Source organism: Achromobacter mucicolens, from assembly GCF_029866465.1.
Classification (GTDB): domain Bacteria; phylum Pseudomonadota; class Gammaproteobacteria; order Burkholderiales; family Burkholderiaceae_B; genus Achromobacter; species Achromobacter mucicolens.
The window spans coordinates 5,489,683-5,510,459 of sequence record NZ_CP123364.1; the positions used below are offsets into that span (position 1 = coordinate 5,489,683).

17 protein-coding genes are annotated in these 20,777 nt (G+C 63.6%); all 17 read right to left on the reverse strand.

Going from position 1 to position 20,777, the window contains the following annotated elements; translation table 11 throughout:
* Window positions 1-32 precede the first annotated feature (32 nt).
* Window positions 33-1,322: a 3-deoxy-D-manno-octulosonic acid transferase gene (locus tag QEP15_RS25035; RefSeq protein WP_280148223.1), complete on the reverse strand. Its 1,290-nt coding sequence runs from the start codon at window positions 1,320-1,322 to the stop codon at window positions 33-35.
* 1 nt (window position 1,323) lies between these two features.
* Window positions 1,324-2,361 (reverse strand): lipopolysaccharide heptosyltransferase I, encoded by a 1,038-nt coding sequence (waaC, locus tag QEP15_RS25040; RefSeq protein WP_062838855.1) that lies wholly within the window; start codon window positions 2,359-2,361, stop codon window positions 1,324-1,326.
* Window positions 2,362-2,498: 137 nt separating this feature from the next.
* Window positions 2,499-3,371, reverse strand: a complete 873-nt coding sequence (locus tag QEP15_RS25045) for an NAD(P)H-binding protein (protein ID WP_217618384.1) — start codon at window positions 3,369-3,371, stop codon at window positions 2,499-2,501.
* The gene (locus tag QEP15_RS25050; protein ID WP_280148951.1) at window positions 3,368-5,227 is read right to left on the reverse strand and encodes a polysaccharide biosynthesis protein; all 1,860 of its coding nucleotides are present in this window, start codon (window positions 5,225-5,227) and stop codon (window positions 3,368-3,370) included. Before QEP15_RS25050 ends, QEP15_RS25045 begins: the two co-directional genes overlap by 4 nt.
* Window positions 5,228-5,314: 87 nt before the next feature.
* Entirely contained in the window at window positions 5,315-5,866 is a 552-nt protein-coding gene (locus tag QEP15_RS25055; protein WP_280148224.1) for a PglD-related sugar-binding protein, read from the reverse strand.
* Window positions 5,867-6,084: 218 nt separating this feature from the next.
* Entirely contained in the window at window positions 6,085-7,134 is a 1,050-nt protein-coding gene (locus tag QEP15_RS25060; RefSeq protein ID WP_056327195.1) for an MraY family glycosyltransferase, read from the reverse strand.
* A gap of 22 nt (window positions 7,135-7,156) precedes the next feature.
* Window positions 7,157-8,284 carry a non-hydrolyzing UDP-N-acetylglucosamine 2-epimerase gene (gene wecB, locus QEP15_RS25065; RefSeq protein ID WP_056327194.1) on the reverse strand — a complete coding sequence of 376 codons (1,128 nt, stop codon included), beginning with the start codon at window positions 8,282-8,284 and terminating at the stop codon, window positions 7,157-7,159.
* Window positions 8,277-9,287, reverse strand: coding sequence for a polysaccharide biosynthesis protein (locus QEP15_RS25070; protein WP_056327192.1), 1,011 nt, complete (start codon window positions 9,285-9,287; stop codon window positions 8,277-8,279). Before QEP15_RS25070 ends, wecB begins: the two co-directional genes overlap by 8 nt.
* Before the next feature lie 19 nt (window positions 9,288-9,306).
* Window positions 9,307-10,173 (reverse strand): dTDP-4-dehydrorhamnose reductase family protein, encoded by an 867-nt coding sequence (locus QEP15_RS25075; RefSeq protein WP_062838849.1) that lies wholly within the window; start codon window positions 10,171-10,173, stop codon window positions 9,307-9,309.
* Between the two features lies 1 nt (window position 10,174).
* Window positions 10,175-11,416, reverse strand: a complete 1,242-nt coding sequence (locus QEP15_RS25080) for a glycosyltransferase family 4 protein (RefSeq protein ID WP_280148225.1) — start codon at window positions 11,414-11,416, stop codon at window positions 10,175-10,177.
* On the reverse strand, window positions 11,413-12,474 hold the full coding sequence (locus QEP15_RS25085; protein ID WP_280148226.1) for a glycosyltransferase: 1,062 nt from the start codon (window positions 12,472-12,474) through the stop codon (window positions 11,413-11,415). Before QEP15_RS25085 ends, QEP15_RS25080 begins: the two co-directional genes overlap by 4 nt.
* A gap of 63 nt (window positions 12,475-12,537) precedes the next feature.
* Window positions 12,538-13,800 carry a glycosyltransferase family protein gene (locus tag QEP15_RS25090; RefSeq protein WP_217618380.1) on the reverse strand — a complete coding sequence of 421 codons (1,263 nt, stop codon included), beginning with the start codon at window positions 13,798-13,800 and terminating at the stop codon, window positions 12,538-12,540.
* The gene (locus tag QEP15_RS25095) at window positions 13,787-14,845 is read right to left on the reverse strand and encodes an acyltransferase (protein ID WP_280148227.1); all 1,059 of its coding nucleotides are present in this window, start codon (window positions 14,843-14,845) and stop codon (window positions 13,787-13,789) included. The genes QEP15_RS25090 and QEP15_RS25095 overlap by 14 nt, the downstream gene beginning before the upstream one ends.
* A 14-nt stretch (window positions 14,846-14,859) precedes the next feature.
* Complete coding sequence (locus tag QEP15_RS25100; RefSeq protein WP_280148228.1) at window positions 14,860-16,089, reverse strand: glycosyltransferase family 4 protein; 1,230 nt, start codon at window positions 16,087-16,089, stop codon at window positions 14,860-14,862.
* 169 nt (window positions 16,090-16,258) lie between these two features.
* On the reverse strand, window positions 16,259-18,106 hold the full coding sequence (locus QEP15_RS25105) for a class I SAM-dependent methyltransferase (protein ID WP_193725338.1): 1,848 nt from the start codon (window positions 18,104-18,106) through the stop codon (window positions 16,259-16,261).
* Window positions 18,107-18,176: 70 nt separating this feature from the next.
* A complete protein-coding gene (locus QEP15_RS25110) occupies window positions 18,177-19,565 on the reverse strand; it encodes an ABC transporter ATP-binding protein (protein ID WP_280148229.1) in 1,389 nt (462 codons plus the stop codon).
* Window positions 19,555-20,346 (reverse strand): ABC transporter permease, encoded by a 792-nt coding sequence (locus QEP15_RS25115; protein ID WP_056327174.1) that lies wholly within the window; start codon window positions 20,344-20,346, stop codon window positions 19,555-19,557. Before QEP15_RS25115 ends, QEP15_RS25110 begins: the two co-directional genes overlap by 11 nt.
* Window positions 20,347-20,777: the final 431 nt, after the last annotated feature.

The window sequence follows — 20,777 nt, forward strand, 5'->3', positions numbered from 1 at the left end:
CTAGCGCCCTGAAGAGCGCCCTGACGAACGCCTTAACGGCGCGCGGCCGGCTCGTCCAGCCAGGGCGCCAGCGCGGCCATCGTGCGCGCCGTCGCGCCGGCGTGCTGGTCGAACCAGGCCCTGGCCGCCTTGCTCGCCTGACGCCTGCCGGCCGTATCGCTTAGCAGCGCCATCGCGGCGTCCACCGCTTGCGCCGGATCCGCCGCGCGGCGTGCCGCGCCGGCCTCGATGGCATCCTCGGCCGCCTGCTTGAAATTGAACGTATGCGGCCCGACGATCACGGGCACGCCCGCTGCGCAGGCTTCGATCAGGTTCTGGCCGCCCAGCGGCGCAAAGCTGCCCGCCACGATCGCCACATCCGAAGCCGCGTAATAAAAAGCCATTTCGCCCAGCGTGTCGCCCAGCAGCACGGCCGTGTCCGGCGACGCGGTCCCGCCCGCCGAGCGCCGTTCGAACGGCACTTTCGCGTTCGACAGCAGCCCCGCCGCTTCGTCAAACCGCTGCGGATGCCGCGGAATCAACAGAAAGAGCGGCGCGCCCGGCGCAGCCGCGTGGCGCTTGATTGCCGCGATGAACGGGGCGTCCTCGCCCTCACGCGTGCTGGCCACGGCCACCACGGGACGTCCCAGTTGCGCGCGCCAGGCGTGTCCTGCCTCGACCTGCGCTGCAGGCAGCACAAGGTCAAACTTGAGATTGCCGGTGATCTCGGCCGCGGGCGCCCCAGCCTGCGCCAGCCGGCCGGCATCTTCCGCCGTCTGCGCCAGTACTTTATCCAGACCGGCCAGCGCCTCGCGCATCACGCTGCCCATCCGGCGCGCCTGCCGTAGCGACGACGCGGAATAGCGCGCGCTGACGAGCGCCATGGGTACCTTGGCCTGCCGGGCCGCTGCCAGCAGATTCGGCCAGATCTCGCGCTCCATCAGCAGACCGCAGCGCGGACGGTGCGCCGCCATGAAGCGGCGGGTCGCGCCGGGAAAATCGTAGGGAAGCCAGGCTTGGCGCAGCTGTCCCTGGGCGATTGCGTCCTTGAAGAGGCGCTCGCCCTCGGCGCGGCCCGTCGCCGTCGTGTGCGTCAGCAACACAGGCAGGCCTTGCGCCAGCAACGCGTTCAAGAGCGGCAGCGCGGCCCGTGTCTCGCCCAGGCTGACGGCATGCACCCAGACGGGGTTGTCCGGTGACTGCGAGGCGGGCTCGAGGCGGCCGAAACGCTCGGGTGAAAAGATTTCCCAGCGCCCGCCTGCGCGTTTGGCCCGGCGGGCCATCCACAGCCAGATCAGCGGCGCGAGGGTCCGCAGCGCCAGCGTGTAGACGCCGCGGTTCATGTCACTGCGCGGCGAGCGCCTGCTCGACCGAGGCCATGACGGCCTCACGCGACGGCGAGGCGCCGCGGTCGCCCAGGCTGGCTGTGTAATTGGATCCGACCAGCGGGGTGCGCACCGGCGTGGATGCGCGGTAGATGCCGATCGTGGGACGGCCCAGGGCGGCCGACAGATGCGTCAGGCCGCTGTCCAGCCCCACCATCAGGCGCGCGCCGGCAAGCAGCTTGGCCACCGCGGTCAGGTCCATGCGGGGCATCACCTCGGCCCCTTCCATGCCGGCGACCAGCAGCTGGGCGCGTTCGGCTTCCTGTTCGTTGCCCGCCAGCAGCTTGAGCGTGCAGCCGGCCTCGCGCAGGCGGCGGAACACCACGCGCCAGTCCTCTTCGGGCCACAGCTTGTCGTCGCGGCTGGCCGACGGCATGATCACCGCATAGCCGCGGTCCGTGTCCAGGTGATGCAGCCGGGGCAGCTCGGCGGCGTTCAGGCCGCCGCTGCCCACTTCCACGACCGGCTCGGGCGCCTGCGTGGCCTGGCGCGCAAAGGATTGCAATCCAAAATCCGGCAGGCCGGCATGCTGGTAGCCGAACGTCAGGCCGGCCAGCTTGCGCTGGCGGATCACGGCGGGCTGCCAGAACTCGACGCGATGACGCACGTTGTAGAACAGCGAGGCCAGCGGTTCGCGCGCCGACCGCCAGTCCAGCCCGTGCTTGACGCCCTGCGTCTGGCGCACCAGCCAGGCCGATTTCAAGAGGGCCTGCATGTCCAGGACGATGTCGTAGCGCACGGCGCGCAGGCGCTCGCGCAGCGCGCGGCGCTCGGCCCGCACCTGGGCGGACCACCACGACTTACGCCAGCGCCGGTGCGCGACCTTGATGACTTCGTTGACAGCGGGATGCCACGTCGGGATCTCGGCAAACGCTTCCTCGACGACCCAGTCGATCTGCGCGTCCGGCACATGCCGGGCGATATCCGTGATCGCCGGCAGCATGTGGACGAGGTCGCCCAGGGAAGACGTGCGGACAATGAGAATGCGAGTGGGCATCAAGAAGAATGCAATGGTTCAGGCCGTGTGCAAGCGTCGATCACGGTTGCTTGGACCAATTGAAAGGCAATGGAAAATCCCGCGAATTCCGGCAATTTACAACAAACCGCCGGATCCATGCGCGCCCGGTGCCTTGCCTAGGGTTCGAACTTTGAAGGCCGATAGCCCAGGTCGCGCTGAGCGTCGTCATGCGCGAACACCAGGTCTTCGTTCATGCGTTCGGCCATGCCGACCGACCAGTGCCGGTAGCGCGGCACGAGGCGCACGCCGGCCAGCGCAAGCTTGAAGATGCCCAGCGGCACGGTCAGGATGCGCGGGCGCTTGCCCATCGCCGCGAACACCCGGGCCACCATCTGCCGGTATTGCAGGGTTTCGCCGCCCGACAGGTTGTACGCCTGATTGGCCGCCGCCGGCGCGGTGACGGCCGCAACGCTTGCCGCCGCGATATCGGCGGCCTTGACGGGCTGCCGCAGCCCGCGCGCGGCGCCAAACACCGGGAACATGCCGAACCGGCGGATGAAACGGGCAATTTCGGAAATGTTGCCGTCGTGCTCGCCCCCGTAGATCAGGGTCGGACGCAGGATCACGTACTCGACGCCGGCCGCTTCAGCCCAGGCGATCAGCGCGGCCTCGGCGTCGATCAGCTTGCGCGCCAGGGCCTGTTCGGATTCCACCGAAGACGACGTCTTCGTGAACCGGCTGGTCGAGGACAGGGCGACAATTCGCTTGGCCCCGCTGGCGCGCAGCGCGTCGAAATACTGCGGCAGGATCCAGATGGGCGCCAGCGACACCCATACCGCAATGTCTTGTTCGCCAAACACCGATTCCGGCTTGCCGCCGGCCTCGGGAAGCGCGCGCCACTGGACGCCATCGTCCGCGGACGCGGCGCGCCGGCGGGAATAGGCGATGGGCGCGAATGATTGGGCCTTCAGTTCGCTCAGCAGCGCGGCGCCCACCAGGCTGGTCGCGCCCAGCACGCCCACGCGACGCGTATCGGTGACGGCCATCATGACGATGCCTCCGTGCGCGCGGAAACGTCCGCCATCGCTCCGGACCCGGCCTCATGCGCCTTGGGCGTGTACTCCGGCACCCATCGCAACAACCCGGCGCGCACGACTTCGTCGCTGTAGGTTTTGCTGCTTTCGAGCCATTCGGTCAGTTCCCGCAGGAACGCCGGCGGCACGGGCCGCGAGCGGGCGATGCGCAACTTGGTATGCGGCGTCGGCCGCGTCTGTTCGCAATCGGCCAGCAATTCTTCATAGAGCTTTTCGCCCGGCCGCAAGCCGGTGAACTCGATCCGGATCTGCTCTTCGTCGTACCCCGACAGGCGAATCATGTTGCGTGCCAAATCCACGATCTTGACCGGATACCCCATGTCCAGCACATGGATCTCGCCCCCGTCGCCCATGGCGGCCGCCTGCAGCACCAGCTGCGCGGCTTCGGGAATGGACATGAAATAGCGGGTGATGTCCGGATGCGTGACCGTGACCGGCCCGCCGTGCTGGATCTGCTGATGGAATTTCGGGATGACGCTGCCGGTGCTGCCCAGCACGTTGCCGAATCGGACGATGCCAAAGCGCGTCCCGCCCTTTTCGGCCTGGAAGGCCTCGCACACCATTTCGGCCAGGCGCTTGGTCGCGCCCATGACATTGGTGGGGTTGACCGCCTTGTCGGTGGAAATCAGGACGAAGCGTTCAGCCTTGTGCCGCTGCGCGCACTGGGCCACGACCAGCGTGCCGCCCACGTTGTTGCGCACCGCCTGCCACGCGTTGTCGACCTCCATCAGGGGGACATGCTTGTACGCGGCGGCGTGGAAGATCACCTGCGGCCGGTAGCGCGCAAAGATCTCGTCCATGCGGTCGGCGTCCTTCACGTCGCCCGCCAGCGTGATCAGGCTGACGCCCGGCCAATGCGTGGAAAACCATTGTTCGATCTTGTAGAGCGCGTATTCGCTCGTTTCGACCAGCACGACGCGCGCCGGCGCAAAGCGCACGAGCTGATGGCAAAGCTCGCTGCCGATCGACCCGCCGGCCCCGGTCACGAGCACGGTGGTGCCCCGCAACAGCGTGCTGACGTGGGCCGAGTCGATCTGCACCGGGTCGCGGCCCAGCAGATCCTCGATCTCGACAGGCCGCATCTGGCTGATGGCGACGCGCCCGCTCATCAGGTCGTCCACCTCGGGCAGCACAAAGACCTGCGCGCCCGAATGCACGGCCAACTCCGTCACGCGGCGCTTGACGTCGGCGGACGCGCCCGGCATGGCCAGGATGATGTGCCGCGCCTTGAACTCCTGCAACACGCTGGGCAAGCGATCCAGCGATCCCACGACGGGATAGCCGCCCAGCTCCCGGCCCCACTTCTTGGGGTTGTCGTCGACCAGCGCGACGACCTGCCAGTCCGGGCTGCGCTCAAGCTCGCGCACCAGCGAAGCGGCGCGCATGCCCGCCCCCACCAGCACCACGGGTTTGCCTTGGGCGATCAGGCCGCCGTACAGCCGGTGCTCCTTCCACATCCGCCACGCCGCCCGGCCGCCGCCCATGAACAGGAGCAGCAGCAGCGGGTACAGCAGGAACAGCGAGCGGGGAATCGAAAACGAGGGGGGAACCAGGTTGGCGACGATCAGCAGCGCGATCGCCGAGACCGCCACGGCCTTCAGGACGCGCTTCAGGTCGGGCAGGCTGGCGAAGAGCCATATGCCGCGATAAAGACCGGCCCAACGGCAAGCGATCGCGTGCACGATCAGCAGCAGCGGCAGGCCGAACAGCATCTGGTTGCCGTAACCCACCGGCCATTCGAAATTGAAGCGCAGTAGAAAGCCCCCCACCCAGGCGACGAGGGCCGCCAACAGGTCGAACAGAAACACCATGAGCGAACGAAAAGCGATGGGTAATGGCACGGTTTACGTCCAGCGACGTCCAGTTAAAGGATTGACGACAAATTCGGTCAAAACGAATCAATGGCTCAGCGCGGTTCCCGGGGGATACACCGTGTCCGCGGGAACGACCACGCCATAGCCCGCACAGCAGCCCGCCTGAAGCCAGGCGCCCGCGCCGACTCTCACGCCGCCGGCCAGATGCACGCCGGTGCCCAGGTGCGCATAGTTTTCCAGATGGGTATCGTGATCCGCGGTGCTGTGCGCGTTCAGGATGGACCCCGTGCCAATATGGGCGCTCGCCCCCACCATCGCCATCGCCAGGATGGCCGTACCTGCCTCGATGGTGGCGCTGGGACTGACGCAGGCCGCCGGATGAATCACCGTCGCCAGGGGCAAGCCCGCGGCTTCGATGGCCTTGACCCAGCCGGCGCGCAACGCGTTATTGCCGACTGCCGCAATCGCTTGGGCTTGATCGGCCGCCAAGCCGCTCAAGCTGCTCAAGCCCGCCAGATTGGACACGACCTTGCGGCCCGCGGTCTCCTGCAAGGCGGGCCAGCGATCGTCCACAAACAGGATTTCCTGCCAATGGCCGCTGAGCTCGGCGGCCTCGGCCACCGCGCGTCCGTGCATGCCCGCCCCGATAATCACTAGCGATCTCGCCATCGTCTCTTGTTGTCCCTTTTTGTCACCCCAAACGAGCGGCATCTGCCGGAAACTCATGCCGCTCGTCATTGTGGGCGTTTGGTCTTCGTGGTCTCAATCCAAGACTCGAAATGAAAGTGTAGCAATACGGCCGCCACGCAAGCGGACCGGGAAAAACACATAACTGAGGTTGCCTCAGTGCCGTCTTATGACGCCTGCGGATGGTGACCGGGGTTCTCGGGCACGCCCGCCTTGCAGCCTATCGCAAGCGCCAGCAAAGGGCCATACGCCAAAGGCACGCCTGCCAGCGGCGAGAGCCAGCCGCGCGCCACGCAAAGCGCGATGGGGAACAGCCAGAACACATTCAACGCAATCACCGTCAGCAGGACCGGCTTGTGCGCGCCGAAGCGTCGCGTGGCGTGCTGGTACGCGTGCATGCGATGCGCCAGATAGACGCGCTCCCCGCGTCCCAGCCGTCGCAGCAGCGTCCAGGTTGCATCCACGGCAAAGACGCCCAGCAGGATCAGCCAGGCCCACAACAAGGCCGGCTGCTGCCACGCGCCGTGCAGCGCCAGGCCACCCAGGACGATTCCCAGAAAGCTGCTGCCGGCATCGCCCATGAAAATGCGCGCCGGCGGGAAATTCCACAACAGAAAACCCGCCACGGCCGCAGCCAGCAGCAGGGGCGCCACAATGGCGCCTTCATGGCCGGTCAGAACGTAGATCACGCTTGCCCCGACCGCCGCGCAGATCGCCTCCGAGGCAGCCAGGCCGTCGATGCCATCCATGAAGTTGTACAGGTTGAGCAGCCAGACCAGTGCAAAAACACCCAGCACGCTTGCCACGGCCGCCCAGAACGCGGACGCCTGGCCCAGCGCTTCCGCGGGCAGCCCGCCAAACCAGGCCATCAGCCAGGCCGCGCTGCCGAAATGCACCAGCAGCCGCCAGCGGACCGCGACATGGCCGCGGTCGTCCAGAAATCCGATGATGGCCACGGCCGTGCCCGCTCCGCCCAACGCCACCGCGGTCACCGCGGGCAGCAGGCCCAGCCAGACGAGCACCGGCAGGCCGAGCAGAAAGCTCAGCACAAAGGCCACGCCGCCGCCACGCGGGGTGGTGACCACATGCGAACTACGGCTGTTCGGGACGTCAAGCAGCCTGCGGCTGGCCAGGGCATACCGGCGCAGCGCGCCGGTAAGTACCCAGGCCAGACCCAGGGCCGCCGCCAGAATGCACCAGAAAATCACTGTAGGCATGATTCAGCAGTCAGGTGACGGTTCAGGATTTCGACCACACAGTCCGGTTCACATAGTCCGTATAGCTCAATACCACGCGCACGACCTGCTTGGAGACCGGGCCGCCTTCGTAGTCCTTGACCACGGGAATCACGCGCTCGCCGCGGCGATGCTGGCTGGTGACCACGCGAACCGCGTCGGCCACCCGCTCGGCCTTCAGGCCGCTCATGATCAACGTGCCCTCGTCCATGCCTTCGGGACGCTCGTGCGCATTGCGCACGGTGATGGCCGGCAGGTTCAGCAGCGACGCTTCTTCCGTGATCGTGCCGCTATCGGACAGCACGCAGAATGCGCCCATCTGCAGCTTGATGTAGTCAAGCAGACCAAACGGCTTGACGAAGCGAATCAGCGGATGGTCCAGCGCGTCGCCCAACGCCTCCAGGCGCTTGCGGGTGCGCGGGTGCGTCGACACGATGATCGGGTATTCGTACGTGTCGGCCAGGTGGCGCAGCGTGTCGAGCAGATCGCGCAGGTTCTGCGGCGTGTCCACGTTTTCTTCGCGGTGCACGCTGACCAGGAAGAACTTGTCTTCAGTCAGGCCTTCGCGCGCCAGCACGTCCGACTTCTGGATGTCGTCCATGTAGTACGCCAGCACTTCCTGCATGTGCGAACCGGTCTTGATGATCGTCTCGGGACGGATGCCTTCGGCGATCAGGTAGCGGCGCGCATGCTCGGTCAGGACCATGTTGATGTCGCTCAGGTGGTCGAGCACCTTGCGGTTCAGCTCTTCGGGCACGCGCTGATCGAAACAGCGATTGCCCGCCTCCATGTGGAACACCGGAATCTTGCGGCGCTTGGCGGCGATCACCGCCAGGCAGGTGTTGGTGTCGCCGTACAGCAGCAGCGCGTCCGGCTTTTCCTGTTCGAAGATCTCGTCGGACTTGATGATGACGTCGCCGATCGTCTTGGCCGCGGTATCGCCCGCTGCGCCCAGAAAATAATCCGGCTTGCGAATCTGCAGGTCGTCGAAAAACACCTGGTTCAGTTCGTAGTCGTAATTCTGGCCGGAATGCACCAGTACATGATCGACCTGCGCATCCAGTTCCGCGATGACGCGGCTCATCTTGATGAGTTCCGGACGCGTGCCGACCAGCGTCATGACCTTAAGCATCGATCTGCCCCCGGATGTATTCCAGATTCAACAGCAACTTCTTCACACCTTCCACATCCAGCCGCTCCGTGTTGTGCGACGTGTAATCGTCCAACTCGGAAATCTCGGTTTCGCCTTCGACGAAATACTTCTTGTAGTTCAGATCCCGGTTATCGGCGGGAATCCGGTAATAGCGGCCCATGTCTTCGGCCTTTGCCATTTCCTCGCGCGAGATCAGCGACTCGTACAGCTTTTCACCGTGCCGCGTGCCGATCACCTTGAGCGGGCTGTCACCGCCAATCAGTTCCTTGAGCGCAACCGCCAGGTCGGCGACGGTGGAAGCCGGCGCCTTCTGGACAAAGATGTCGCCTTGCTTGGCGTGCTCGAACGCATGCAGCACCAGGTCCACCGAATCCTCGAGCGACATCAGGAAGCGCGTCATGTTGGGATCGGTGACGGTAAGCGGTTCGCCCGTCTTCAGCTGGCTGATGAACAGCGGAATCACCGACCCGCGCGAGGCCATCACGTTGCCGTAGCGCGTCGCGCAGATCACCGGACCGTTATTGACGGCGACGCGGGACTTGGCCACCACCAGCTTCTCGGCCATTGCCTTGGAGATGCCCATGGCGTTGATCGGGTACACCGCCTTGTCCGTGCTCAGCACGACCACGCGTTGCACGCCGGCTGCAATCGCCGCGTTCAGGACGTTTTCCGTGCCGAGCACGTTGGTCTTGACCGCTTCCATGGGATAGAACTCGCAGGACGGCACCTGCTTGAGCGCGGCCGCGTGAAACACATAGTCCACGCCGATCATCGCCTGGGCGATGCTGTCGTAATCGCGCACGTCACCGATGTGGAACTTGACCTTGTCGTCGGCCAAGGCAATGCGCATGTCCTCTTGTTTTTTTTCGTCGCGGCTGAAGACGCGGATCTCTCGCACATCCGTGGAAAGGAAACGCTTGAGCACCGTATGTCCAAAGGACCCGGTGCCGCCGGTAATCATGAGAACTTTATTGTCGAACATAAATTAACCATTCAATCCGTTAGGGAACCAGGCGATGCGCGTGCATTTCACGAATCAATTCCGGCCACGAGGGAGGCACATAACCCGTCGCCTGCAAGAGGCGCGTGGCATCCAGCGACCGGTCGATCTTCAATTGATCGTCTGCAATGATGTCGATGTCCTTGCCATACACCTGCGCCACGAGCTTCAGAAGCGAATACTTGTCGATCGGCGCAACGGCGCAGTGATACAGGCCGTGCAGCTCGGGGTGGGGAATCACGAAGTCCTTCATCACCCGCGCCAGCTCGGTGGTCGGCAGGCCGGAAAACACGGCGCGCGTGAATCCCTTGACGGGGCCCGGTTGCGACAGGAACCAGTCCACCAGAGCCACATTGCTGCCCAATTCGTGACCGATGATCGACGTGCGCAGGGTGATGGCGTTGACGTCGGACGTCACCTCGCCAATGTACTTCGACTTGCCGTAAAGGTCCTCGGCATCGGAGGGATCCGATTCCAGGTACATCCCTTTGCGGCCATCGAACACGCAGTCGGTGCTGACGTGGATCAGGCGGGCCGACGCCAGCGCGCACAGGCGCGACAGCCGGTGCGGCAGCATGGCGTTCACCGGCAGCGCCGCCAAGGGATCCTTGGCATCGGCAAGCTGCTTGATCAAACCGACACAGTTGATGACCACGTCCGGCTTGACCCGGGCCATTACCGTCACGAGGGAATCATTATCCAGCACGTCGACGCCGGTCAGCAGATTATTGCGATGGCGCTCATCGAAATGGCGCAGGCCAGCCGCACCGCGCAGCGTCCCGTACGTCTCGAATGCCGGATCGTCGCTGAAGCGCGAAAAAACCGCGCTACCCAGCATGCCCGTTACCCCTAGAACCAAAATTTTCATGCTAAGCCTTCTCTTTCAATTCGAGTTTCTCAGAAAGAATACTCACTAATCGGTCGACCTGACGGGTTATCTCATAATGCTCAAGGTAGAACCGGCGGCCGGAGGCGGCAAGCGCCTCGCGCTCGCCCTCATTCATTGCGCGCAGGCGTTCTATGCAATCGGCCAGACCATCCGAGTCCTCGGCGGCGCATACCAGTCCGGCGCCCGCATCACGAATGACCTCGGCGCCCGCCCCGTCCAGCGCGCCGATGATCGGTCGGCCCGCGGCCAAGTACGCCTGCACTTTGCTGGGAATCGTCTGCGCCAGGATCGCGTCCCTATTTAAAGTGACCAGCAACCCCGCCGCCCTGTCAAAGATATGCGGCATCTGATCATTGGGAAAGCGCCCGGCAAGCACGACATTGGATAAGCCTTCTCGCTCCACCTCGTCTCGGATTCGCCCCAGCACGCTGCCGCTGCCCACCAGCACGATTCTGGAATCGTTGCGCCCTTTGAGCTTGCGCGCGGCGGCAAGGATTGTATGCAGCGATTGGGCAGTCCCAAGGTTACCTGCAAAGACGACGCAAAAATTATTCTCCAGCGTTGCCAGCAGGGAGGCCGGCAACGTGCAAGGCTTCAGTGGCGTTGCGCGCGGATCGGGACTTGAATTGGGGTAGTAGACGATCTTGCGGTCAGAAGCCAGGCGTGCAACGGGCTCGCGGAATGCCTTGGACTGCACGAGCAGCAGCGATGCGGCCCCATATATCGCGCGCACCATCATGCCCACGCCGGCAAGAATCGTGCGGTTTCGCACGAAGCCGGTCGCGCTCAGGCTTTCCGGCCAGAGATCCTGAATCCAGATCGCCAGCGGCAGCCTCTTGCGCCATTTGAGGTAAATAGCGGGGATTACCGACGTGATCGGCGAAAATGCCACCGCCAGGACGACATCGAAATCCTTGTGCCCGACAGCCCGGTAACCATGGCGCAGCCCGTTTATGACAAACGACAGGTAATTGAGGACCAGATTCTTGCCACCGCCCGCGCGCCGCGTGCGCAGCGGCACCCGATGAATCACGGTGCCGTCATCCCACTGCTCGTTCGTGCAACCCTCCTCGGTGTAGCCGTCGAAGATCTTGCCGTCCGGATAGTTGGGCTTGCCGGTCAGCACTTCGACCACATGCCCCTGCGCCGTCAATGCGCGCACGAAGTCGTTGATGAAGAACTGCTCCGGCCAGAAATACTGGCTGACGATCAGGATTCTCACGAGGCGCTCGCTGCTGAGGAGTCGCGGAGCCGGGCCCAGAACTGGGCAGGCGTGTCGGGCGCCACAATTGGGCTAGGCACGGCGAGCTGGCGGCGCACCGCCCTTGCAATCGACGTGGCCGAGCCCGGATCGAACGTCTGGACGGGCACGCACACGTCGCGCACATAATCGAGCTCGGACGCCACGATCGGCAGGCCGGCATTGGCGGCCTCGATCAACGGCAGGCCAAACGATTCGCCGAACGACGGGAACACCAGCGCGCCCGCCTGCGCATACAGCGCCGCCACGCCTTCACGCGTCAGCTCGCCCCGATTCTCGACCCGCAGCCCGTGGCGGTCCGCCACGGCCAGAAGTTCCTGCGCCAAGACCTTGTCCCGAGGGCCCAGGGTCAAAACAAGCGACGGACGCAAACCGTCCTCGGCCAGCAGCCGCCAAGCTTCGAGGAGGCGCCGATGATTCTTGTGCGCCACGCCGTCGGCCACATAGACAAAATCCCACTGGCGGGTCCGCTCTGCCTGCACTGCGGGATCGCCCACGGTGATGTCGGCCACGAAAGGCGCGATCCTGACGGGCGGCACCCGCTCGGCGGCACCAAGCCAATCCAGCACCTCGCGGCGCATGGTCGGCGTCTGAACCACGTATTCCGAAACCCGATGGCGGAAACACCGCCCGATTGTCCGCTCGAAGATCAGGCGCAGCCGCGTGGGCAGCGGAAACTGCGACAGCCGTACGCCGCGCAGGTAATTCCGGTTCTGCAGGAACACGACGACGCGAGCGCGTGAAGGCAGCACCGGCGGCAGGCCATGAAAGCAGAAAAGGATGTCGTCGGGTCCCGCGGCCCGGCGCGCCGCGAATTCTCCCTTCAGGCGGGCAAGCGCCGTCGGCGCTACCCAATGCACGGCAGCGCCCTCAGGAATCTGCACCCGCAGTTCGTTGCGGGCGTCCAGAAAAAGACGCAGCGGCGAACCGGCCGGCCAGGCGCCCAAAAGCGCCTGCAGCAGCACAAGGCCGCCGCCGGTATGCACGTTGGGTGCGTATAAGACGACTTCTACAGCCATTTTGATTAGTAGCTTATGGGCATGGGTATGCGGGAACTGGCGTTGCCTGCGGGCAAGCCAGCGTCAGAGCCCCTCCAGGATCTTGCCAAAGCGCTGCGCGATCCGATTGCCGCTGAATGTATCGCGGTAGGCCTGATTGCACCAATCGGACCCGTCCTTGCGCAGCACGTGGTCCACGGCGCCTTCAACCGCCTTCTCGATATCCTCGACCTCGGACGGGCGGGCGTGCCAGCAGCCAAGGTGCTTCATTGCGTCCTCGGAACCGCCCGGCGGCGTCAGGCCCACGATGGGCGTATCCGCGCCGATGTAGTCGGACAGCTTGCTGGGCAGGAACAGGTTCTGGCGCACATTGGCTTCGATCAGCAGCAGAATGTCCGCGTCGTACATCTGCTCCAGCGATTCGACGAACGATACGTTGCCGACGGCGCGCACGGTGCCCTCCGGCAGACTCATGGCGGCCTCGGTGGCAAGCATCTCGGGCGGCACCAGGCCGATCAGCTCGAGGCAAAGCACGCCGCGCAGGTCCGGCCGGCGCTGAAACAGGCGTCCCAGTGCCTGGAACAGCGGTTCGGGCGAGCGGCGGCCGTACAACACGCCCACATAACGCATGACGATGCGATCGTTCCTTGCTTTCGGACGCTGCGGAAAGAGGGCTTCATCGAAGGCATGGGGAATCACATCGGTGCGCCGGCGCACGGATTCGGGCTGCCCCTGCATCATCAGATCCAGGGAATATCGCGAGCTGTGCACGATGAAATCGGCTGCCGCCACCGCGCGCGGCTCGTGCCGGGCGTTCCACAGCTTGGTCAGCCGGCTGACCTCAAGCGGATTGCCCGCCCAGGGGTCGCTGAACTGTGCCAGCCACTTCACGTTGCGCCGCGCCTTCTTCACGCGCGTCATCACGGCGTTGACCGAATGAAACGGCGACCAGGTCATCACGGCGTCGTACTGGCTGAGATCCATGTCCATGAGCTTGCTGTACGCGGATTCGCGCAGCACGGTCATCAGGTCCGGAACGCGATCGAGCTTGCGGATGGAGGATCGCACCAGGCTCATCAGGTTCTTCGCAGGCCGCAGCCGGTCGATCCGGCCGAACGTCTTCTCGGCGAACGGCAGCAGGCTGTGGTCCAGCGGCAATTCCGCGCAGAAGGAGTCCGCGCACACGACGTCGACGTCGTATCCGGACCGGGCCAGCGCAGCCATGGGCTTGTAGACCGCTGCCGTCATCTGCACCTGCATGGGCGGGAAGGCGTAGCTGAACAGCAGAATCCTGCCCTTGCGCGCGTTCGGATGGTCCATGGTGGTCGAATCGTTATCCGGCAACACGGCTGGCTCCCGGAATCAGGCGAATCGCGGCCGCGATAACGCCGCAGATCAAAAACGTGCTGAGGGAAATCAACAGGATCACGAGCCCGGCAGGCAGGTGCTCCGTCGCAATGCGGATCGCGCTACTGAAGCGAACATGCTCCAGCACCACCACATGCACGAAAAAGATGATGAAGGCGCGGTCGCTCAGCCATTTCGCAATCGCCGCGGACCGGGCCGACAGATCTACCGTCACGAACGCCAGAAACGCCGCGATCGACGCAATGACCACGTTAGGCGTGAAATAGACGTAGGCGCGCTCGACCGGCACGCCGGCCTTTTCGCTGAAGCGCCACGTCAGATAGAACGTGATCGCCGAGCAGATGGCATAGACGGCAATGCACGCCCACCGCGGGATGGCCTTGCGGTCAACGCCGGCCAAGAGGCCGCCCAGGATGAACAACCCGCCATACCCAAGAAAGCTGGTGAGTTGCATGATCCGCAGGACCGGCAGCGGCCAATACTGCGGCACGCTGGTGACAGCAAACCAGATCACGAAGAAATAGACGCCGAGCGCCGGCCGGCTGCGCAGCACTTCGTAGATCGCCTGCAGGAAAGGCAGCAGGACATACAGCCCGACGATCATGTACACGAACCACAGGTGGTACATCACCGGCTCGGAAAACATCGCGAGCAGGCCCGCGCCGTAACTGCCCAGCGCACCGTTGCGGTACAGGAACGCGGCGCTCCAGAAGACCAGCGGGATGAACACCTTCAGCACCCGGCGCAGGATGTTGCCGGTCGAGACCACCTGCATCCCCGGGCGCAGCAGCATCGCGCCCGAAATCATCACGAACAGCGGCACCGCCACGCGCACGGCGGAATCCAGCGCGTTGGCCGACAGCCAGTCGGGCAACGGACTCTTGCCGAAGGCGTAGAACGCCGCGCCGCAGGAGTGAATCAGGATCACGCCATAGATGGCCACCACCCGGCACAGGTCCGCCCAGGCCGCTCTCTGTTTGCCAGGCACCGCGTCGGACTTCGGATCCGCAATCCTGGTGGTCAACGTATCCGCCGTTGTCATTTTCCCGACTGCCTTCCGTGGATCACACGTTCGTAAACGTCCACCATACGCTCGGCCTGCAAGCGTATGTCATAGTGCTGCTCGGCCAGCTGGCGCGATCTTGCGCCTCGTGCCAGCCGCTCCTGGGGATCGCCGATCAGCCGCTCCATCGCCGCCGCCAGCGCGGCCGAATCGCGGGACGGCACCGCCAGCCCCGCCTCCGGCGTGAACACGACCTCGGGCAAGGCGGTCCCTTCGAAGCAGATGGTGGGCTTGCCGCAAGCCATCGCCTCGACCGCCATCAACCCAAACGAATCGGCCAGCGACGGCATGAGGAACAGGTCAGTCGCACTGTAGACGTCCTGCATCACGCTATCGTCATTCGTCCAGCCTAGTTCGACGACCTGAAACCTGTCCTTGAACTTCTCGATCCGACCCTTGTCGTTGAGCGTCAAGAGGCAGATGGGCACCTGCGTCTGCAAGCGGTCCAGCGCCTCGATCACATACTGCAGGCCCTTGAAGTCGTTGACCACGGACCGGAAGCACAGCACCAGCCGATGCGGCTCGATGCCCAGGCGGGCCTTGGCCGCTGCCTGGTCACCGGGTCTGAAGAAATCCAGGTCCAGGCCAAACGGCACCTTATGAACGGGCACGCCGTCCATCAGGGGCGACTGCCGGACCATGTTCTCCATCCAGCTCGAGGCCACCAGGATCTCGAAGTTCGAGCGCCGGTAGGCCATCCGCTTGAGCCGGAAGTTCAGCGCTGTCGTGTCGCGCTGGATCGCAAAATCGGTCTTCAGATCGGGGCATTGGCCGCAGCCCGTCTTCCATCGCTGGCACGAAAAAGGGTGAATGCAATGGCCGGTCATCGCCCACGGATCGTGCAGCGTCCACAGCGAGGGCTTCTCGGCGGTCATCGCCGGCAGCGACTGCATGCTCAGAAAACCCGAATGGATGATGTGGTAGTGAACCAGGTCCGCTTCGCGGAACGCCTCCATGCGGCGCATGTGCATGCCGTTCGAATACAGCTGCGATTGCAGCGACAGCACTTTCTCGACGCCTCGCGTCAACCGGTTGACCTTGCGCAGCAGCTTGCCGTGCAGGCTCACGACGCCCTCTTCCTGCCGGTCCTGCTCCCACACGAAATGCTTGGAGGAAACACCAAGCGCCTCGAGATGAGGCTTCAGGGACAGCCCATTGAAGCGGCGTCCCGGCGACTGGTATCCGTTAACTTGCAAAACTCTCATCGTGTGCCCGCCAATCCTCTTATGTCGAACCAGGCCTGTTGCGAACGCTGACCATGTACGTTTTTCATGGTTTCCCCTCCGCCTGGCGCTACATGGGATTTCATTCACTCTTGTAATAGCGACAACGCAACCATGCGCTAATGTCGTCGCCCCAAAAACCGCGTAAGGCTCAGGCGGACCGTCCAAACAACGCCCGGAACGCACGCCGCCACCGGGAGCCGGCTTCCGCAAGCGCCCTGCTTTGATACTGTTCCAGCGTCGTGCGCATGGCAGCGATCTCCGCGGCCTGCGTCTGGATCACCGCCTGCTGGTTCGCGTCATGCGCTTTGGCGTCCTCGAGCAGCGCGCGCATGTGCCGGCCGTCGATGCGCACCACCAGCTTGGCGGACTTGACGTAGGTAACCCAAGGCGCGCCGATGCGGCCTTCAACGCCGCCGTTGATCCAGTGCTGCACGCTGGATTCTTGTGCGATGTACTTCTCGACGTGATCATCGGTGATGCCGATGCTCTGCATCCGCAGCGATTCACGCAACAGCTCCAGGATTTCCAGCGGCGTGCCTTCGGCGGGCTGGGCGCAGCTGGAAACGCTGGCCAGACTGCCGAACAGGCCACGCAGGATCACGTAGGACAGCGTCAGGTCCGATTCGAGCTTCCATTCCTTGTCGAAGAAGGCCAGCTCGCCGGGCGCGACTTCCATGCAGTTCAAGGGGGTCCAGTCGAACAGAGCGCCGGGCACCGACTTGTCCAGCGACAGCGACACCGCCGGGCCCAGATCCGCCTCGCGGCAGATCGCGTCGATCCAGGGCCGCGCCCAGTTGCACACGTCCATCGCCGACCAGCCCGGCGTGTTCAGCACCTTTACCAGGCCCAGCCACCAGAGATTGCCCTTCAGATACGGTCCATCGTCGATCGAATGGCTGACCGGCAACGCCGGCGCGGCTTCCTGCGTCACGCGGTCCCGCGCCGTGCGGACTTCGCCGCCGTCCAGGTAGAAGCGCTTCGCGGTGGCAAACGCCGGGTGGCGCTCGACGCTATAGTGCCAGGCAAGATCCTGCGCTTCGCGCAGCGCGGCCACGGCCCGCTCCGACTTGCCGGCAATGATCAGAAACGAGTTCGCCAGGTCTTCAGCCAGGCCGTTTTCGTGGATCGAGGCCCAGGCCTGCTCCAGCGAGAAAGCCGGCACGATCCAGTCGGGCCGGGCGCGGTCGCGGCCGACCGTGCCGGTCAACAGCGGACGGGCGGCAAACTGGCCCTTCGGATCCAGCCCCTTCGAGGTCAGGAGCGACACCGGCATGTGATAGTCCGGCAGCGGGAAATACACTTCCTGCGCGCTCAGTCCGACGGAACCCAGGATGCCCTTGAGCTCATCCAGCCCGAAACGGATTATGGTCTCGGGCCCGTATTGCCCCTCCACGCCGTAGTAGGGCACGTCCACGTTCGGCTCGGGAAAGCCCGAGAAATACTTCAGACCCAGCTTGTTCTGGATGGCGATGACCAGAACGCCGTCGTCATTGAGCTGGCGCGCAGCATTGGCCAGCAGGTCCAGTTCGGCGCGGTCGCCGCAATGGGAAAAAAGCCGGGCGTACTGCAATACGCCGATCATCGTCACGACGTCGAATTTCTTTTCGGCGTTGAAATCTTCGATGCGGTCGCAGACGACGGTGACATTGTTCAAGTCGGCCGTGCGCTGGCGCGTGATCGAGGCGCGGTGAGCCGAGGCCTCCAGGGCCACGACATCGCCGCCCAGCTCGCCCAGATACCGCGTGATGATGCCGCACCCGGATCCCAGTTCCAGCACGCGGCCCCGGCACAACTTCTCGAGCGGGCGCAGGATGTTGGCGCGCACGGGCGACAGGTGGCAGGCGGACCGCCAGTCCCAGATGGCGCCCACCAATTCGCGGGAAAACAGCGAGCGATCCTTGGCGTCGGCGATGATGCGCTCGATCTGCTGTTCGAAGTCGGCGCCATCGGTGTACGTGAATTCGGGAATACTGCCGTCCGTCTCCGGAAACAGCATTCCTTTGTGTTCTTTGTAATCCGTCGGAAGATTGTGCATTTCAGTTCTCTATCCTGCCAGGCGTCGCCGATTACTCGGAAACGGCATCCAGCAAGATCCTGGGTTGAAATCCGATGTCGAAAAGGCCAGTGGCTGGACGCGGCTCGTCAGCCATCACGCGAAACACAATCGCGTCGACAATACGATGATGCAATGAACCGTCCTCGCCCTGAGCGGCGAAGGTGCAAAAATACGTTGCCGGGTTCAGCGAGCATTCAAACTCGAATTCCAGGTCCAACGAGGTGCCGGCGGTGAAGTCGATGCCGTGTTCGTCCAGGATGGGGTGGGCGCAGCCCGCCAGATCGATACCCGACGTGGTGCGGATCAGCGCGTAGAACCGGACCGCGGGGCAATCCTCGGTGAACTGCACGCTGCACTTGAGCTTGTAGCGATGGCCGCGAAGAATGTGATTGACCTGCGCACCGCCCAATGTCTGAAGCATGGGCGCGGACAGCTTGGCGCCCACTTCGTCGTAGGACAGCGTATCCGGCACGAAGCTCGCATCGAAGAACGGCTCCAGGCCGCCCGACGGGACCGAATCGGCGGCAGCGGCCGGCTTGGCTTCGCCGGCCGCCGGCTCGGCCAGACTGGCCGCGCTCTCGCCCTCGGCGTCGATCCGGCGGATTTCCGCGATCAGCTCGACGGCTTTATCGCTGGTGGTGTTGCCGAGCTTCTGGCCAAAATAAACGGCCCGCTTCGGAATACCGGTGAACAGGCGTTCGCCTGCATTGAGCAGCACCGCGCGGTCGCACAGATTGATAATGGCCGCGCCCGAATGCGAAACGAACAGGATCGTAGCGCCGCGATTCTTGATCGCGTCGATTCGCGCAAAACATTTGCGCTGGAAGGGTTCGTCACCAACGGCCAGTGCCTCGTCAACGACGAGGATATCCGGGTCCACGTTGATCGCCACAGCGAAAGCCAGGCGGGCGTACATGCCGCTGGAATAATGTTTGACCGGCTGCTCGATAAACTGGCCAATATCGGCAAATGCCGCAATCTCATCAAAACGCGCCTCGATTTCGAGCTGACTCAACCCCAAAACCATCGCATTCAGAAACACATTTTCGCGCCCGGTGAACTCGGGGTTGAATCCCGCGCCCAGTTCCAGCAGAGCGGCGACGCGGCCTTGCGTCTCCACGGTGCCCGAGGTCGGCATCAGCGTGCCGCAGATCATCTGCAGCAGGGTGGACTTGCCCGAGCCATTGCGGCCAATGATGCCCACGGTCTCGCCGCGGCCCACATTGAAGGACACGTCGCGCAACGCCCAGAATTCGCGGAAATAGTTGACCGGCGGCCGGCCAAGCATGCTGCGCAGACGGGGCGCGACAAACTGCTTCAGCCGGTCATGCGGCCGATCGTAGATCTGATAACACTTGCTCAGGCGATCTACGCGAATGACATTGCCATCAGAGGACATCAGCAAACCCCTTGCGCGCCTTCTGGAACCACCAAAAACCTGCCCACGCAATCACCATGCTGATGGCCGCATAAATACCAAGCGCGCCCCAATTCGGCAATTCACCGTAAAGCAGCACTTTGCGGGATTCTTCAATAATCAAGGTAAGGGGATTGAGCATCACAACCATCTGCACCTTGGGCGGCAGATTTGAAATCGGATAGAACACGGGAGAGACGAACAGCAGCACCGACATCAACAGGCCGATCGTCTGGCCGATGTCGCGCACATAAACACCCGTTGCCGACAGGAACCAGGCAAATCCCATGGTCACCATCAGCAGCGGCATCAGCACGACCGGGAAAAATATCGCCGTCCAGCTGATGGAGCCGCTGAGCACCAATTGAGCAATCAAGAGCACGCACACGCTGATCGCCGCATGAAAGAGCGCGGCGCCCATCGCCACCCACGGAAAGATCTCCAGGGGAAAGACGACCTTTTTCACGTAGGTCACGTTGCTGTGGATGAGGCCTGGCGCGCGGCTGATGCACTCGGAAAACAGCCCGTGAACGATCAACCCGACGAACAGCACGACCGCGAAATTCGCGTGGCTGGCGTCCTGGCTGACGCCCCAGCGCGCCTTAAACACTACGGTAAAGAAAAACGTGTATACCGTCAGCATGAGCAGCGGCGTGAAAAAAGACCACGCCAGCCCGAAGATCGAGCCGCGATAGCGGCCCAGGACTTCCCGCTTGCACATTTGAACCGCGAGCTTTCGATTGCTCCAGATGCTGTCGAACATCGCAGCCGGAGATACACGCTGTGCCTGATGAGGATTCACACTACCTATCCCACTTGACCGTCCCGCTTCTTACGAAATCCGGGGCGGACATAAAGTTATTGGAAATAATTGCATTACTGACGCCGCCAAAACCCGGGAGCGGCCATTCAGAGGCTGATTCATCAGGAAAAAAGCGCCGTAATATGCTGCCGACCTATCGCTTTAAAGGCCGGGCGTCCAAATTACAACCAGCAAATTATTCGCAACATTGGTTTTGCAAATTATTCAAAATGAACGGACGAAACCTCAGGGCGCAAGGTGCGCATACTAAGTTTTAGTGCAACTGAACATCATAACATGCTGAAAACGCAGGCCGAAGCGGATTTTCCGACGGTATTACTCATTCAGATCTACAAACAATAGTACGTCTCACTATTACTAAGACCTGGCGG